This is a genomic window from Psychrobacter sp. AntiMn-1 (assembly GCF_001854065.1).
GTDB lineage: Bacteria > Pseudomonadota > Gammaproteobacteria > Pseudomonadales > Moraxellaceae > Psychrobacter > Psychrobacter pacificensis.
Genome location: NZ_CP012969.1, coordinates 578,316 through 593,331, shown reverse-complemented (window position 1 = coordinate 593,331; position 15,016 = coordinate 578,316). Strand labels below are relative to the sequence as shown.

The 15,016-nt window shown below is 43.3% G+C and carries 11 protein-coding genes; 1 reads left to right on the top strand and 10 read right to left on the bottom strand.

Going from position 1 to position 15,016, the window contains the following annotated elements; translation table 11 throughout:
* Positions 1-460: 460 nt before the first annotated feature.
* From AOT82_RS02340 to AOT82_RS02320, 5 genes are all read right to left on the bottom strand, one after another.
* Positions 461-2,173, bottom strand: coding sequence for a putative bifunctional diguanylate cyclase/phosphodiesterase (locus AOT82_RS02340; protein WP_071001633.1), 1,713 nt, complete (start codon positions 2,171-2,173; stop codon positions 461-463).
* A 160-nt stretch (positions 2,174-2,333) separates the two neighbouring features.
* Positions 2,334-3,200, bottom strand: a complete 867-nt coding sequence (locus AOT82_RS02335) for a 16S rRNA (uracil(1498)-N(3))-methyltransferase (protein ID WP_071001632.1) — start codon at positions 3,198-3,200, stop codon at positions 2,334-2,336.
* 297 nt (positions 3,201-3,497) lie between these two features.
* Positions 3,498-4,346, bottom strand: coding sequence for a methylenetetrahydrofolate reductase [NAD(P)H] (metF, locus tag AOT82_RS02330; protein WP_071001631.1), 849 nt, complete (start codon positions 4,344-4,346; stop codon positions 3,498-3,500).
* Between the two features lie 13 nt (positions 4,347-4,359).
* Positions 4,360-5,784 carry an adenosylhomocysteinase gene (ahcY, locus tag AOT82_RS02325; RefSeq protein WP_071001630.1) on the bottom strand — a complete coding sequence of 475 codons (1,425 nt, stop codon included), beginning with the start codon at positions 5,782-5,784 and terminating at the stop codon, positions 4,360-4,362.
* Between the two features lie 334 nt (positions 5,785-6,118).
* Positions 6,119-8,032 carry a TonB-dependent receptor plug domain-containing protein gene (locus AOT82_RS02320; protein WP_071003612.1) on the bottom strand — a complete coding sequence of 638 codons (1,914 nt, stop codon included), beginning with the start codon at positions 8,030-8,032 and terminating at the stop codon, positions 6,119-6,121.
* Between the two features lie 457 nt (positions 8,033-8,489).
* Here AOT82_RS02320 and AOT82_RS02315 point away from each other — a divergent pair, with 457 nt between their 5' ends.
* A complete protein-coding gene (locus tag AOT82_RS02315) occupies positions 8,490-10,403 on the top strand; it encodes a mechanosensitive ion channel family protein (protein ID WP_406947895.1) in 1,914 nt (637 codons plus the stop codon).
* Between the two features lie 40 nt (positions 10,404-10,443).
* Here the strand turns inward: AOT82_RS02315 and AOT82_RS02310 are convergent, their stop codons facing one another.
* The 5 genes from AOT82_RS02310 to AOT82_RS02290 all read right to left on the bottom strand — a co-directional run bounded on the left by AOT82_RS02310 (position 10,444) and on the right by AOT82_RS02290 (position 14,880).
* Entirely contained in the window at positions 10,444-11,076 is a 633-nt protein-coding gene (locus tag AOT82_RS02310) for a DNA-3-methyladenine glycosylase family protein (RefSeq protein ID WP_071001628.1), read from the bottom strand.
* 171 nt (positions 11,077-11,247) lie between these two features.
* Complete coding sequence (locus AOT82_RS02305) at positions 11,248-11,979, bottom strand: Smr/MutS family protein (protein WP_071001627.1); 732 nt, start codon at positions 11,977-11,979, stop codon at positions 11,248-11,250.
* Between the two features lie 107 nt (positions 11,980-12,086).
* Entirely contained in the window at positions 12,087-12,962 is an 876-nt protein-coding gene (gene trpC, locus AOT82_RS02300; RefSeq protein WP_071001626.1) for an indole-3-glycerol phosphate synthase TrpC, read from the bottom strand.
* A 72-nt stretch (positions 12,963-13,034) separates the two neighbouring features.
* Complete coding sequence (gene trpD / locus AOT82_RS02295; protein WP_071001625.1) at positions 13,035-14,156, bottom strand: anthranilate phosphoribosyltransferase; 1,122 nt, start codon at positions 14,154-14,156, stop codon at positions 13,035-13,037.
* 100 nt (positions 14,157-14,256) lie between these two features.
* Positions 14,257-14,880, bottom strand: coding sequence for an anthranilate synthase component II (locus AOT82_RS02290; RefSeq protein WP_071001624.1), 624 nt, complete (start codon positions 14,878-14,880; stop codon positions 14,257-14,259).
* Between the last annotated feature and the right edge of the window lie 136 nt (positions 14,881-15,016).

Below are 15,016 nucleotides of genomic sequence, written 5' to 3'. Positions count from 1 at the left end.
AGCCAACAATGAGCATATGGCCGCACTATCCTCTAGTGTGTTATTCTTACCTAGCCAGTCTGGAAATCTAAATAAATGATAAACAGTGAAGCAGGTCAACCATGCTATCGATTACATAAAATAGTGTTGAAAAGAGTGGTGATTGTCAGAGTCAAAGAAAGATTAAATGTGCTCTAACAAATTCACTATAAAAGATAGGCTTTCATTAGCGATTATACAAGTTTGGTGAAAGCACTGATAAGTCATGAACCTGTCTTGCATCGATTGTGCAATCAACGTTAGGCCTCAATCTGAATCATTAATAACCCTATGAAACATTGACCGATATACAATAGGACAGATCAAAGATTCAGAGTTATATCAGCCAATTTTCATCATAAAAATAACGTTCACATAAAGAAAAACCGCTTCAGAGGCAAAGGCGCCAATAAGCGGTTTTATGATACCCAGAAAACAAGAGCTATTCGGTGGCATACTGTTTGACCAGCATCTCAGTGGCCACATCAGCGGGCACAGGTTTGCCAAACCAATAGCCTTGTCCATTTTTGCAGCCCATATCGAGCAACACATCGCGCTGCTGTTCGGTTTCTATACCTTCTGCCACCACATGCATGTTTAGAGCATCTGCCAAGTCTAGAATGGCTTTTACAATGGCATGCTGAGTACGGTCGGTATCAATTTTTGAGATAAAACTTTTATCAATTTTGATAAAGTCAAAGGGGTAGTCTTGCAGATAACTCAAGGATGCATAGCCCGTACCAAAATCATCTAAGGCAAGACGGACGCCCAATTCTTTGAGAGAGTTGAGTTGTTTTCTGACATCATCATGGCGCTGAATCAAAGAGGATTCAGTCACTTCGATATGCAACTGACACGCCGCAATATTGTGCTCTACCAATAGGCCGCTCACCATGTCAAAAAATTCAGGATGACTAAATTCGGCCGCATCGGCATTGATGCAGATATGCTGACAAAACCCTTGCTGTTGCCATTCAGATAACTGCTTGGCAATCTTGTTAGCCATCTGTGAAAACAGCTCAAACGAGAGCTTATGGGTCAAAATAGCATCGATAAAATGTTTTGGTTTTAGTAGACCGCGAGTGGGATGTTGCCAGCGAACTAGGGCTTCAAACCCTGTGATAATCCCCGTATCCAATAAGAATTTTGGTTGATAATACGGTATGAACTGTCCTTCAGCCGATGCTGCTCTCAGATCGGCTTCTAACTGTAGGCTACCTGAAGTGGCTTCCTCAATCGTTTTGTCATACCAACGGATATCATCGCCGCCGTGTTGTTTGACATACTGTAAGGCTTTTTCTGCTTTGCTCAACAGTCCTGTTACCTGAGCATCATTTTTGGGAAAGTAACTGACGCCTACAGAAATATGGCAGTAGATATTTGAATTTGTGGCCGCGTTTCCATTCATTGTGAAGGGTATCTCGCACATCTGCATGAGCGTATCTAATTGATGACGTACCATATTGCCATCTTGACACTCAAACAATAACGCAAAGTCATCCCCGCCAAAGTGGGAAAAGCAGCGTAAATGCTCTAAATGGAGCTCTTTGATACGTTTCACAAACTTCTGTATTAAAGTGTTTATTCCCTCAGATCCCAGCAAGCTTGCCAGATTGCGATAGCGGTCTATATTGAGACGTACAATCACAACTTCTTGATAGGTGTCTAATAAAACGTCACTGGCCTGACTCAAAAACACTTTGCGATTGGGCAATCCAGTGAGTTGATCGTAGTTGAGTAAATGAGCAACCTGCTTTTTGTCTTTAACGACGGCAGACATGTCACGTAGCATACCTACATGAAACACCGTTTGGTCGATACAAATTTTACGATAGGTGATTTGGCAATCGATCGTCTCACCATAGCGATTGGCCATGGAAAAATCCAACTTGTAGAAACCTGACTCTCTTAAATTATCCTTAATCTCTTTTAGGATAAGCTGCTCTTCTTCTGACAAAAATTCAGCCGCGTAAATACCGAGTGGACGACCGACCAAAAAGGATTCTTTATAGCCAATCATAAGCTCATAGCTGGCATTGACAGATAGATAGCGTAAATTACTGTCTAGCACAAAAATAGCATCTTCGATCTGCTCACACAGTTGGGCCATGAGTCGCTGTTTAATCGATACTGGAATGGGGTCAAAGTTGCTCATAATAATGTTTCACAAAAAATAAAGGCTTATAAAAAATAAGTACTGTGATTCAATTTACTAAATTAAAACTAAGATCACTTTTGATTCTACAGAGTATAAAACAAAAGTTCTATTTTAAAGTGTCTATAAATGATAGTAAATCTCATTAATAATACTGATTTTAACCATACAAAGCGAGTAAAGTAGTCAATGCAACCACGGGTGCTGTCTCTGTACGTAATACCCTACTGCCAATTTGCCAAGGCATAAAACCTACAGATTCGGCTTTTTGACATTCATCGTCACTGAGACCTCCTTCAGGACCAATCAATAGTTCAATATAGGGAGACTCTTGCTTGAGAACTGAGGCCAGTTTCTCGGGTTTTGCAGGTTGTCCTGCTGCTGGCACACTCATCTGCATACGTAGATTTGCAGCGCTACGTAGCACTTGATAATAAGTGTCTTGGCTGAGTATAGAGACGATAGGACTGACCAATGTTGCTGTATTCAACGCATCAGACGCAGGTTGATTCAGCCATTCATTGATAGATAGTGGGGCAAGTATCAGAGGTGGGCGATTCAGGCCGCATTGCTCGCAGGCTGCTATAGCGACTTGTTGCCAGTGAGCCAGTTTTTTCTCGATTTGTGCAGGTTTCAGATTGACCTCGCCATGATGACTACTAAGCAGTTGAATAGCCGTGACGCCAAGCTCGGTTGCTTTTTGTACCGCATAATCCATACGCTCGCCGCGACTCATTACTAAGCCGATTTTACTAATAATAGGCGCCGTACGATCATCCTTTAGATGAGTGAGGAGGGTAGCCGTCGCGTTTTTTTTACTGATTGCTTTTAGCTCTACTTTATATTCACCACCAAATCCATCGAACAAGATACCTTGATCACCGATATTTGCACGCAGCACTCGGCACCAATGATGGACGATGCTGTCTGGCAACTCAACGTGGCTCCCTAGAGGTAGGTCACCCAACTTAGGTAAAGGCATAGCATCAATATTGTCGTTATTAATGGCATAAAAAAAACGTCGCACTTGGTCTTATTCCTATTATTTGATTGTGAGTGGTTATTATTGACCCAATAGAATATCACTTGATGCCACGAAAGGCATTCCTTTTATGATACTTACTGCCAGATAACAGCGCTCAACGGATAAACGACATTATCATATAGTCAGAAAAATTTAAGAAATACATTAAGATGAAATGTGTTTTTTGATACATGAATGTCCAGTAGATAAAATTTTCCAATAAAAAAACTGGCACTCCGAAGAGCGCCAGTTAGTTATAAATTCATTATATACTTGTTTAATTATCAAGATTATCAAGTATTAAACAGTAAGTCCTAATGCTTCAACCAAGCGTTTATTTGGCTCAACTTTGTTCATGCTATAAAAATGCATGGCTGGCACGCCTTCGCTCATTAAGCGCTCACATAAGCGATACACCACATCAAAACCAAACTCGCGAATAGATTTGCTGTCATCGCCAAAATCCGCCAATTGCTTGCGCACATAACGCGGAATATCAGCGCCGCAGCTATCAGCAAAGCGTATCAGGTTACTAGAGTTGGTGATCGGCATGATGCCAGCTACCAATGGCTGGGCAATGGTATCGATACCGCGTTTTTCTAACGTGTCACGCAAATACAGATAGCTGTCTGCATTGTAGAAAAACTGCGTAATTGATGCATTGGCACCAGCGCGGTACTTATTCACCAAGTTGTCAACATCAAACTCAAAGCTACGCGCTTGTGGATGCATCTCAGGATAGGCCGCCACTTCGATATGGAAGTGATCGCCTGAGTACTCACGAATGAACTTGACCAAATCTACTGCAAATGGCAGCTCACCCATACCCACCTGACCGGATGGCAAATCGCCACGTAGTGCGACAAGACGTCTGATGCCTAGGCTTTTATAAAACTCAAGTAACTCAGCGATTTGCGCTTTGTCATCGCCGATACAAGACATATGCGGCGCAATTTCAGTCTCACTGCGCGCACTTAGTGCTTGTACGATGTCTAAGGTACGGCTACGAGTTGACCCGCCCGCACCGTAGGTCACCGAAAAATACGCCGGTGACAACTTATTTAGCTCATCATAAGTGCTAAGAAGCTTTTCGTGACCTTGCTCAGTTTTTGCAGGAAAGAACTCAAAGGAGAAAGCAGGCTTACTCACAGTCAGGCTCCTTTTAGTATTTATAAGTGTCAGGTTTGAATGGACCTTCGACAGGCACACCCAAATATTCAGCTTGCTTTTGGGTCAGCTTAGTCAATGTACCGTTAAAGCCTGCAACCATAGCAGCGGCCACTTCTTCGTCCAACTTCTTAGGCAATACTTTTACGTATAAGTTATCAAAGCGCTCATCAGTCGGCAGATCAGCGAACTTTTCTTCGAACAGATACATTTGAGCCAATACTTGGTTGGCAAATGAGCCGTCCATGACGCGTGATGGGTGACCAGTAGCATTACCTAAGTTCACTAGACGACCTTCAGCAAGCAAGATCAAATAATCGTTTTCATCGTCTGAGCGGAATACTTGATGCACCTGTGGCTTGATCTCAACCCAGCGCCAGTTATCACGCATAAACTGAGTATCAATCTCGGTATCAAAGTGACCAATGTTACATACAACCGCACCAGGCTTAAGAGCAGCTAGCATATGACGGTCACAAACGTGATAGTTACCAGTCGTGGTGACAATCAAGTCTGTGTCTTCAAGCAAGCGTTTATTGATATTGTCCGCGCCGCCAGTGTTGTCACCGTCAATGTATGGTGATAATACTTCGAAGCCATCCATACATGCCTGCATGGCACAGATAGGATCCACTTCTGAGACACGGACGATCATGCCTTCTTGGCGTAAGCTTTGCGTAGAACCTTTACCTACATCGCCGTAACCGATAACCAAAGCGCGGCGACCAGCAAGGAACATATCGGTAGCACGTTTGATAGCATCGTTTAAGCTATGACGGCAACCGTATTTGTTGTCATTTTTAGACTTGGTAACTGCATCGTTGACGTTGATGGCAGGCACCTTTAATGTACCTTTATTCAACATCTCAACCAAACGGTGTACACCAGTGGTGGTCTCTTCTGAGATACCATGGATAATATCGAGCATTTGCGGATAGTCATTGTGAACAAGAGCTGTCAAATCACCGCCATCATCTAAGATTAAGTTGGCATCCCACAGCTGACCTGAGGCTTCGCCGCCAACGTGTACTTGCTGGCGTAGGCACCATTCGTACTCTTCTTCTGTTTCGCCTTTCCACGCATAAACAGGGATGCCAGCAGCAGCAATCGCAGCAGCAGCATGGTCTTGGGTCGAAAAGATATTACATGAGGTCCAGCGGACTTCCGCACCTAGTGCGACTAGTGTCTCGATGAGGACAGCAGTCTGAATAGTCATGTGGATACAGCCAGCGATTTTCGCGCCTTTTAGCGGCTGGTCTGCTTCGTAGCGACGACGCAAGCCCATTAGGGCAGGCATTTCAGCTTCGGCAAGGGTAATTTCACGGCGGCCATAATCAGCAAGGCTGATGTCAGCGACTTTATAGTCAGTAAAAGAGGGATCGATCGTATGGGCAGAGGGTGTAGTAGACACTGCGTCCATAATATGCTCCTATCAGTGGTTAACGAATGATAAAAAGAATAAAAACGCAGGTGCCGTTGTTTGCGCTGTTGATGACCAAGAATAGGTAGCCAACAGTTAACCGAGCCTAACATAACCTGTGACTGCATAACGATAGAATGTTAATGCGGTAAATCACTGTTATGGCGCAACACCTCTCGGAGGTCGTTATTGTAATAGATGAGTGGTTAATTGTCACCTTTTGCTTGATATAAATAGTAAGCGTTTGGAGTATTTACTCATACAAAAAAAGGCCATCGATTGATGACCTTAATTTATTTTGATAATGATAGGATTTTTATACTGCTAGACAGGCTTAGAACCAGTTATAGGTTAAAGAGGTGAAAAAGTTAGTACCGTCAGTATTATAGCCAATATCTGTTATATAATCTTCGTTAGTGATGTTGTTTAAGCGTGCCGTCATAGACAAGTTATCAGTAAGCTTATAGTTACCACTGATGTTCAGCAATCCATAATTGTCTACAAATTGAGCGTCAGTATTGGTAATTCTGCTGTAATAGTCTCCCACATACTGATATTCAGCGCGTATATCTAAACTTGGTAAACGGTAGCCTATGTAGACTAATCCTTTATGTTCAGGACGATAAGGAAGGTGGTTACCACTGTAATCTATGGCATTCTGACTAAAATCTACTCTGCCAGTATAGTCACTCTTATCTTTAGCATCTTGATAGTCATAGCTACCACCAAATAAATAGCTATCAATAACCCAATCAGATGTTAATGATACACCTCTAATTTCAGCTTTATCTACATTGACAGCTGTGCCTTCTGGAAACGAAATTAGATCATCAACATCATTATAATAGCCAGTCAGCCGTGTAGCTTGTAATGGTGTGCTGTATTCAACAAAGGCTTCATAGTTGTCGCTGGTTTCCGGCTGTAGATCAGGGTTGCCACCATATCCAGGGTATATATCATTGAACGTAGGTGCGCGGAACCCTTTTGCGTAGCTGGTACCAATACGCCATTCAGGGTTAATATGGTAGGCGCCGCCGAAATTATAAGTGGTTTCATCACCATATTGTGAGTTGTCATCAAAACGTATATTAGCTTGGGCATCGAACTGGTTAGTTGCCAAAACATAGCCTAAAAAGGTACTGGTCACATCGCGATCATCAATGTCATATTCACTACTATCTAGGCTTTGATTTAGGTACTCAACGCCGTAAACGCCTTGGCCGACCGCAAGTTGATGTTGACCTACTAAGCTGATTTGATCTTGTTTGCTGTCAAACACTCCACCGTATTCGCTAGAAGAGTCACTTTTATCAATTGAGTGACCATACTGTAATTTAAGTGAAGAGCCTGGTAGATAACGCCAATCTACGTATGCTTGAGCGCTACCGTTTTCTTGATCAGCATGAGCATTCTCATAATCACCATCATCAAAATCGGTAGTGGATTTACTGTACAAAGCACTGGCGCCTGCCAACCATTGATCATTAATACGTTGATTTAAAGCAATACTTACGTTGTCGCTTTCAAATCCATCTTCATCTTTATTATAACCAACTGCATTAGGCAGCTTGGCGCTAATGCCGTCATCTTCATTGTGACTAGCTGACAAACTCAATGTCGTGCCAGTCTCGTTAGCGAACTGTGCGCTAGCACCGTATAAGTATTGATCATTTGAGCCGACACCAGCGGTAACTGACATACTGCTTCGATTTATATTGCCGCCTTTAGTGAATACTTGAATGACACCGCCCATCGCATCCGCACCGTAGATGCTAGAACCTGATGCTCCATAGAGAACTTCAATTCGATCAATTTGATCAGCAGGTAGCAAGTTTAACGCGGCGCCGCCCGCACTTAACGAGCTATACCGTATACCATCAATAAGTACTAATATTTGTTTATTATCATAACCGCGCATATAAAAATTTGAGGTAGTCCCTGAGCCGCCATTGGTGTAATGACTGAACCCTGGCTGACGTTTTAAAACGTCAAGTGCCGTCTGACCTTGATAACGCTGTAGCTCTTCCTTATCAATCACGCGAGTTTGTGCAATCACATTACTGGTTTTGGTAGGCGTACGCGTGGCTGTTACGACAATTTTGTCAAGCTCAACTTGGGGCATCTCGCTATCGTTAGTATTGATTATCTCAGGGGTCGCCGCCATTGCTGTGTTGACTGCAAATAAACCAAGCGTGCTTAAGATACTTAGGCGAAGATAGGTACGTGAAGATGAACGTGATAAAGACATGGTCAATTCCAAAATAATCAAATTAAAAAATACAGACATAAAAAATAACTATTAAGACGTAAAAGGTGTCAAAAGTTACAAAAAACAGTATATAAGCAAAACTGCGCTCATTATCTACAAAAGTTCCGCCTTTATAAACCACTTTAACCTAATGTTTCTTCACGGTAGGATGAATATAATTCATGATGAGATGCTGATTATTAATTAGAGAGCTACTTTTTTATTAACGCCTATTATTTTAGTAAGCGGAATGGATTGCACAGAGCGCTAAAAACAACTGACTCACACAGTTAGCGACAAAAACCTATAATCAAAAGCACTGCTGTTATAAATAATTGTTATCATAGTGCCGATATTATGTGTTCTTCATTGTGCCACTCATAAAGTTAAGAGGTTTGTTTTGTCTACTCAGCATAATCTGACTCCCAGTACCGCGTCCTCTCTCCTAAATTCCATCATCAAAATATCCTCTATAGTCATAGCGCTGGTGCTGGCTGCCGTGTTGAGTATGGTGGTGCCGCATACTGCTTTTGCTGTGGATGCGGGCGCGCTTGGCGTGAATGGTGATAGTAGTGAGGAGACGGTAGCTACACCTTTACCTGATTCATTTGGGCGAGATACACCGCGTCATACTGTACAGGGTTTTATCAGTGCGCTGAGCGAAAACGACTACTTGCTGGCAAGTAACTATCTAAATTTATCCAAGTCCGATAACCCAACGACTGTCGTACGTCAGTTTAAACAAGCGCTTGATGCGGGTGGGCGATTCCAACCTGATTTGCAAATCAGTAATACCCCTGAGGGCAATCTCACCGATCAACTACCACCAAGTCAAGAAAATGTCGGTGTGATTAACATCGGTGAAAAAAGTGTGTCGTTGTTACTAGAAAGAGTGGTCTCCAAGGAGAACGAGCAGTATTGGCAGTTCTCGAGTGAGACGCTGAGTTCTATACCGGAAGTGATAGAAAACTCAGAGCCGACCTTGGTATCGCGCTACACGGTGGATTCATTAGATGGCAAAAAGCTCTTTGGTTATCAGCTGGCTGATTTGGTTGCTGCGCTATCCATGATTGTGAGTAGCTTTGTCCTCACTTATATCGCAGTATGGCTGTTATACCATCTATTGAGGATTGTTTATCCTCGTGTGCGCGGCGTGCCTTTGCCATTACCTGACAAAGTGATACTGCCGCTTTCTGTGGTCATTATGGCGCTGATCTTATCTGAAGTGATGGTCTATGCAGGTGTGTCCGTCACGCTGCGCGAACCAGTCAATCGCTTTACTGATATTGCTTCTTGGCTTGCGCTAACTTGGCTGCTATTACGAGTTATTGATGCCATATTTACTCGAGCGGTCAACCTAAGCTATAAGAAAAACTATACTGAGCGTGTCTCAATCTTGGGACTGCTCCGAAAAGTCGTCAAAGCGCTACTCTTAATATTTGCGGTCATTGTCATTTTTGGTAATTTGGGTTTTGACTTAACCACAGGTATTGCTGCACTGGGTGTGGGTGGTTTGGCATTGGCACTTGGTGCACAAAAGACCATTGAAAACCTTGTTGGTAGTGTCGTAGTCGTCGCGGATTCACCAGTACGTATCGGTGATTATTGCAAATTTGGCACTTATGAAGGTACTGTTATTGACATCGGTATTCGCTCATCACGTGTGCGCACATTGACACGGACCGTTGTCACGGTGCCAAACGGTGATTTTTCATCGATGCAGATTGAAAACTTTACCTCGCGTGATATGTTCCGCTTCTTTCATCAGTTGTATCTGAAGCGTACTGCGGATATCGATGTGGTCTTCAAGATGGTCAAAGACTTAGATGAGTTTTTAAAAGAGCATGAGATGACCAACCAAGAGTGGAATCAAGTTAATATTTTAGAGCTACGCCAAGACTGCTACGTCATTCAGCTACAGGCATATATCAATGCCAATGATGTGATGGAGTTTTATGATAAGCAAAACGTGGTGTTCGTTGATGTATTAAACCAAGTCGCAAAATATGATGTCGAACATGCATTGCCAACCCAGCAGCTGATTGTCAATCAAGCGGAGCTTGAACATCATATGGAAAACAATATTGTTAAAACAGAGGATGACGCCTCAGAAGACCATAGCGATACGAATAGCAATGAAACAAATGTCAGTTTAGAAGACAATGATGATAATAATTCTGATGATGTGACTATCAACAAAGACACCGACAATGCTAACGATGATATGGCAAATAACCAAAAGTCATCTATGGCAACTGTCAGTAGAAAGGGTGCGCTCAAAGCGCTCAAACACAAAAGTCGTATGCTAAGAAAAAGCAAATTTAAGCATACTAAAAACAAATTTAGCTTGTCTATATGGAATCAGCCTTAGAAGTGATTTTTCCATATAGGCAATTATTCTACACGGTCAGCTATAAAGGTACTGCGGTTTTATTGCGTAATAAGCCGTAGTATGACCAGAGCAGTAAGCTGGCAGCGCTGCGATACGGTGACCAGTGCTGAGTGAGGTTGTTAAGCTGCTTGGGTGTTGGTCGTTCTGCTAAGCCTAATAACTCCATCGCCGCAACCTTGATGGCCAAGTCGTCAACAGCAAGCACATCTGCGCGTTTTAAAGAAAAGAGCAGGTACATCTCAGCGGTCCAGCGTCCGATACCAGTGACCGCCGTAAGCGTTTTGATGGCGTCTTCATTAGGCATATTTTCTAAAGCTGCAAAATCGATATTATGATCCACTAAGGAGCGGATATAGCGAGTTTTTTGCTTAGACAATCCCTGAGCTTTTAAAGCCTCGTCAGTTGCTTCACCGATTTTATACGGCGTTGTCAACGCAGCATCAACCAACCGCTTCCAGATACTTGCCGCCGCCGCAACAGACAACTGCTGACCGACCATTGCTCTCATTAATTGCTCAAACCCACCTGCATTGTGCCTAAGATCAGGTAGACCAACTTGCTCGTAGATAGCCGCGAATTTTGGCTCAATTGCAATCAATGCGCTGATGTTTTCGGATAGCTCTTGGGGTGTCTCAATGGTTTGTATGCTCATATTGATGTCACTTTGGTAGTTAAATAGTGAGTGGATAATTCAATAGTAAAGGCTGATAGGTGAATATCAAAGGAATAATCGTTAAGGATTGACAGGTGGATAATCGATAAAAAAAGGACTGCAAGTAAGCAGTCCTTTTTTATTTAATAGAGTTATCATAAGCGATGACTTCTATTCGCCATCTGTTTTAGGCTTTTTGAGCAGTACCAATACCGCGCCATTGCCACCGTCTTTTGGCGGTGCAGAGCAAAATGCCAATACTTCTGGCAATTGACGTAACCAACCATTGACACAGGTTTTTAGAATTGCTTCGCTACCTTTACCGTGGACGATTTTTACCATGGTTTCATTTTTTTGCTTCGCTTGACTCAGTAGCTGAGTCATGGCGTCACGTGCTTCTTCTATCGTACAGCCATGGATGTCTACCGCATCGTACCAACGCAGCTTGCCTTTTTTGAGCTGGTCAAAGATTTTGTTTTGCAAGGTTGGCTGCTTATATGACAGGTAAGCTTCAGCGGCGACAGGGTTCAGTAGGGCTTGCATGTCTGACAAGCCTGCGCCTAAATCGCTGGCTTCACTGCCTTGAGCGGCCGCACGTTTTGATAGTGTTGCGGCATCAGGTTTGCCTACTCTTGCCGTGCTAGTAGGTGAGCGTACGTTTTTGTCTTCTAGCTGAATGACACCATGCATAGCTTGCATGAACAGTACTTTGTCATCGTCAACATGTTCACTGTCTAGCTGCTTGACGGTCTTTTTCACTTGCTTTTGCGTTGGCAAAGTAACAGGCTCAGTGGGCTTTTGGTTTTCACCTTCAGGTGAGTTGGTATCACGGCCTTTACTCAATTGGCCTTTTAATTCTTTAAGTTGGTCTTGCATTTCTTTTGAAAACAGAGAGTTTGACATAAAAGTTAACGTATCGTTGGTTGATGAATGAAAAGTTGAGTCATTTATAGGGTAAATATTTTATTCAAGCTATCTGATTCTATTGAGGCTTGAACTATTGAGTTACTTTACTCGTCTACTGCGACGCCCGCAAGTAAGGATTGTAACGCTTGTCCCGGATGATCGGTTTTCATAAATTGTTCACCGATTAAAAAGTGCTGAATATCATGACTTAGCATAAGCCGAATATCATCCCTGCTATGAATGCCGCTCTCGGTCACGATCAGTGGTTTTTGATCGGCATTATCAGCATCAGCAGAGAGTGCTTCGATTAAGATATTTTTCAAATCGAGCGTGGTTTGTAGGTCCACATCAAACGTGTTTAAATCACGATTGTTAATACCGTAAATATTGTGCGCTGAGCGTGGTAGCTGTAGCGCCCGATCAAGCTCAGACTGTGTATGCACTTCTATCAACACATCCATACCAAGCTCAATACTGAGCGCGTGCAACTCTTGTACTTGTGTGTCATCTAGGCAGGCCATGATGAGTAAGATGCAGTCAGCACCCATTAAGTAAGATTGATATATCTGATAGACATCAATCATAAAATCTTTGCGAAGTATTGGTAAGCTTGAGACATTTGCCGCTTGAATAAGGTACGTATCATCGCCCTGAAAATAATCGCGATCAGTCAACACTGATAGACAGCTGGCACCCGCTTGCTCGTACTGCTGCGCAAATAGAGCAGGGGTAAAATTATGATTGATAACGCCTTTAGATGGCGAGGCTTTTTTGATTTCAGCAATAATGCCAACACCATTATTTTCAGGGCTAGCAGCACGTAGGGCAGCAGCAAAACCTCGGCGCGGTTTGTTAGCAGCTGCGACTTGCGCTTTTAAGTCTGCAAGGGATAGCGCCGCGCGAGCTGCTTTTACTTCTTCTACTTTGGTTGCGACAATGCGCTGTAGTACCGAAGGTATGTCTGAATGAGTTGTGGTCATGCTGTTATCCGAATATTGTTAAAGGTAAATAGGTAGTGATATATAGTTTTGCACTGTATTGGTGCGTATAAATCAACCCTCAATCACTAGCTGCTGCGTGTATTTGGCCAAAGACTCAAGCTTGAGTAAAGCATCACCATTTTGGATAATTTTTTGAGCTCGGCTAACGCCATTAGGATAGTTGCTGGCAAGTCCGGCGGTATATATTGCCGCACCTGCGTTCAAAGCAATCATATCGCGGGCTTTAAGTACAGCACGGTCATGGGTATCAGCACCAGATAGAGCAGCGCGGATCAGTGCAAGGCTTTGTTCAGGAGAGTCGACATCGAGACCAATCAGGGTTTGCGATTCGATACCTGCATCTTCTGGCATCATCTCATAAACGGATATTTCACCATCTTTTAGTTCAGCAACTGTGGTCGAGGTTGCTAGACTGATTTCATCCAAACCATCTTTTGCGCCGACGACCATGACATGCCGTGCGCCTAGGTTTTTCATGACTTTGGCAATTGGCTCACACAGCTGCGCGGTAAAGACACCAATAACTAAATTGGGCGTACCAGCAGGGTTGGTTAATGGGCCTAAAATATTAAAGATGGTACGCGCTTTTAGCTCACGACGTACAGGATTGGCATAACGCATGGCGCTGTGATGGTTGGGCGCAAACAAAAATCCAACCCCTTCATTCTCGATACAATCTTTTGCTTGTTCTGGAGTCAGCGCAAGACTGATGCCTGCTTGCTCAAGCAAATCTGAGCTACCAGATCTGGTTGAGACACCACGATTACCATGCTTGGCAACTTGTGCGCCAGCCGCCGCGACAACGAATGCCGATGCAGTCGATACGTTAAATAAGTTGGCACCATCACCGCCAGTACCAACGATGTCGACCAAATAGTCGCAGTTTTTTGGCTCAATATTGGCAGCCAGCGCACGCATCGCACTGGCTGATGCGGTGATCTCATCGATAGATTCACCTTTCATACGTAGACCTGTCAAGATAGCGCCCATCATCGCGTCGCTACATCTACCTTGCATGATGATCAGCATCACTTGATACATCTCATCAAAGGTCAAATCGATGTGCTGAAAGATTCTACTCAAAGCCGTCGTCAATAATTGATGTATTTGGGCATCAGACAGTTTTGCAATATCCTCTGGCGTGTGAGCTTCTTCTGTTTTTGTCGTACTCATGATGATCTCGCTTATGATTGTTTTTTATGTGAATCTATTTTTTATGTGAATCTATCTATGATTTGAGATAGAGTAATGAAAGCAGGTTCTTAAGTCAAAACTAGCCTACCTGTGGTAGCGCATCTGATGCTAGTTTTGCCAAGCCATAAGTGTGTAAAAAGTTATTAAGTAGTTGATAACCTGCTTCGCTCAAAATGGACTCAGGGTGAAACTGGACGCCTTCTATGGCAAGTGACTTGTGGCGAATACCCATGATCTCTTCAATACTACCATCAACGTTCTGCGTCCATGCGGTCAGCTCAAAGCAATCTGGCAGGGTATGCCTATCAATGACAAGTGAATGATAGCGTGTGACTTGCGATGGGTTTGGTAGTCCGGCAAATACGCCTTGGTCATTATGATAGACGGCTGATAACCGTCCGTGCATAACTTCGCCCGCTTTGACGACTTGTCCACCAAACGCCTGCCCAATCGCTTGATGACCCAAACAAATACCAAGTATCGGAATAATGCCTTTGAATGTCTCGATAACTTCGAGCGAAACACCCGCACGATCAGGGTCGCATGGACCTGGGCCAATAACAATCACGTCCGGTGCTAACGTTCGAATCTGCTCGATAGTAACTTGATCATTACGCCAAACGGTGATGTCCTGCTGCAATTCACCAAAATATTGTACGATATTGTACGTAAAGCTGTCGTAATTATCGATCATCAAAATCATGAAGGTTTCAACTTATCAGTTTTATTCTGTTTGTAATATGGGATATACGCCTACCGTTGTTCAAGGCTTTAGTTACCAAACAAAAGCAGCTATGATAACGACAGAGGGCATTATGGCGCGCGGTTATCTTACCACT

What these genes read in the sequence shown, in the direction of transcription:
- AOT82_RS02340 (WP_071001633.1), bottom strand. Translation starts at nt 2,173, where the DNA reads ATGAGCAACTTTGACCCCATTCCAGTATCGATTAAACAGCGACTCATG.
- trpC (WP_071001626.1), bottom strand. Translation starts at nt 12,962, where the DNA reads ATGACCACAACTCATTCAGACATACCTTCGGTACTACAGCGCATTGTC.
- AOT82_RS02305 (WP_071001627.1), bottom strand. Translation starts at nt 11,979, where the DNA reads ATGTCAAACTCTCTGTTTTCAAAAGAAATGCAAGACCAACTTAAAGAA.
- ahcY (WP_071001630.1), bottom strand. Translation starts at nt 5,784, where the DNA reads ATGGACGCAGTGTCTACTACACCCTCTGCCCATACGATCGATCCCTCT.
- AOT82_RS02320 (WP_071003612.1), bottom strand. Translation starts at nt 8,032, where the DNA reads ATGTCTTTATCACGTTCATCTTCACGTACCTATCTTCGCCTAAGTATC.
- trpD (WP_071001625.1), bottom strand. Translation starts at nt 14,156, where the DNA reads ATGAGTACGACAAAAACAGAAGAAGCTCACACGCCAGAGGATATTGCA.
- AOT82_RS02310 (WP_071001628.1), bottom strand. Translation starts at nt 11,076, where the DNA reads ATGAGCATACAAACCATTGAGACACCCCAAGAGCTATCCGAAAACATC.
- AOT82_RS02290 (WP_071001624.1), bottom strand. Translation starts at nt 14,880, where the DNA reads ATGATTTTGATGATCGATAATTACGACAGCTTTACGTACAATATCGTA.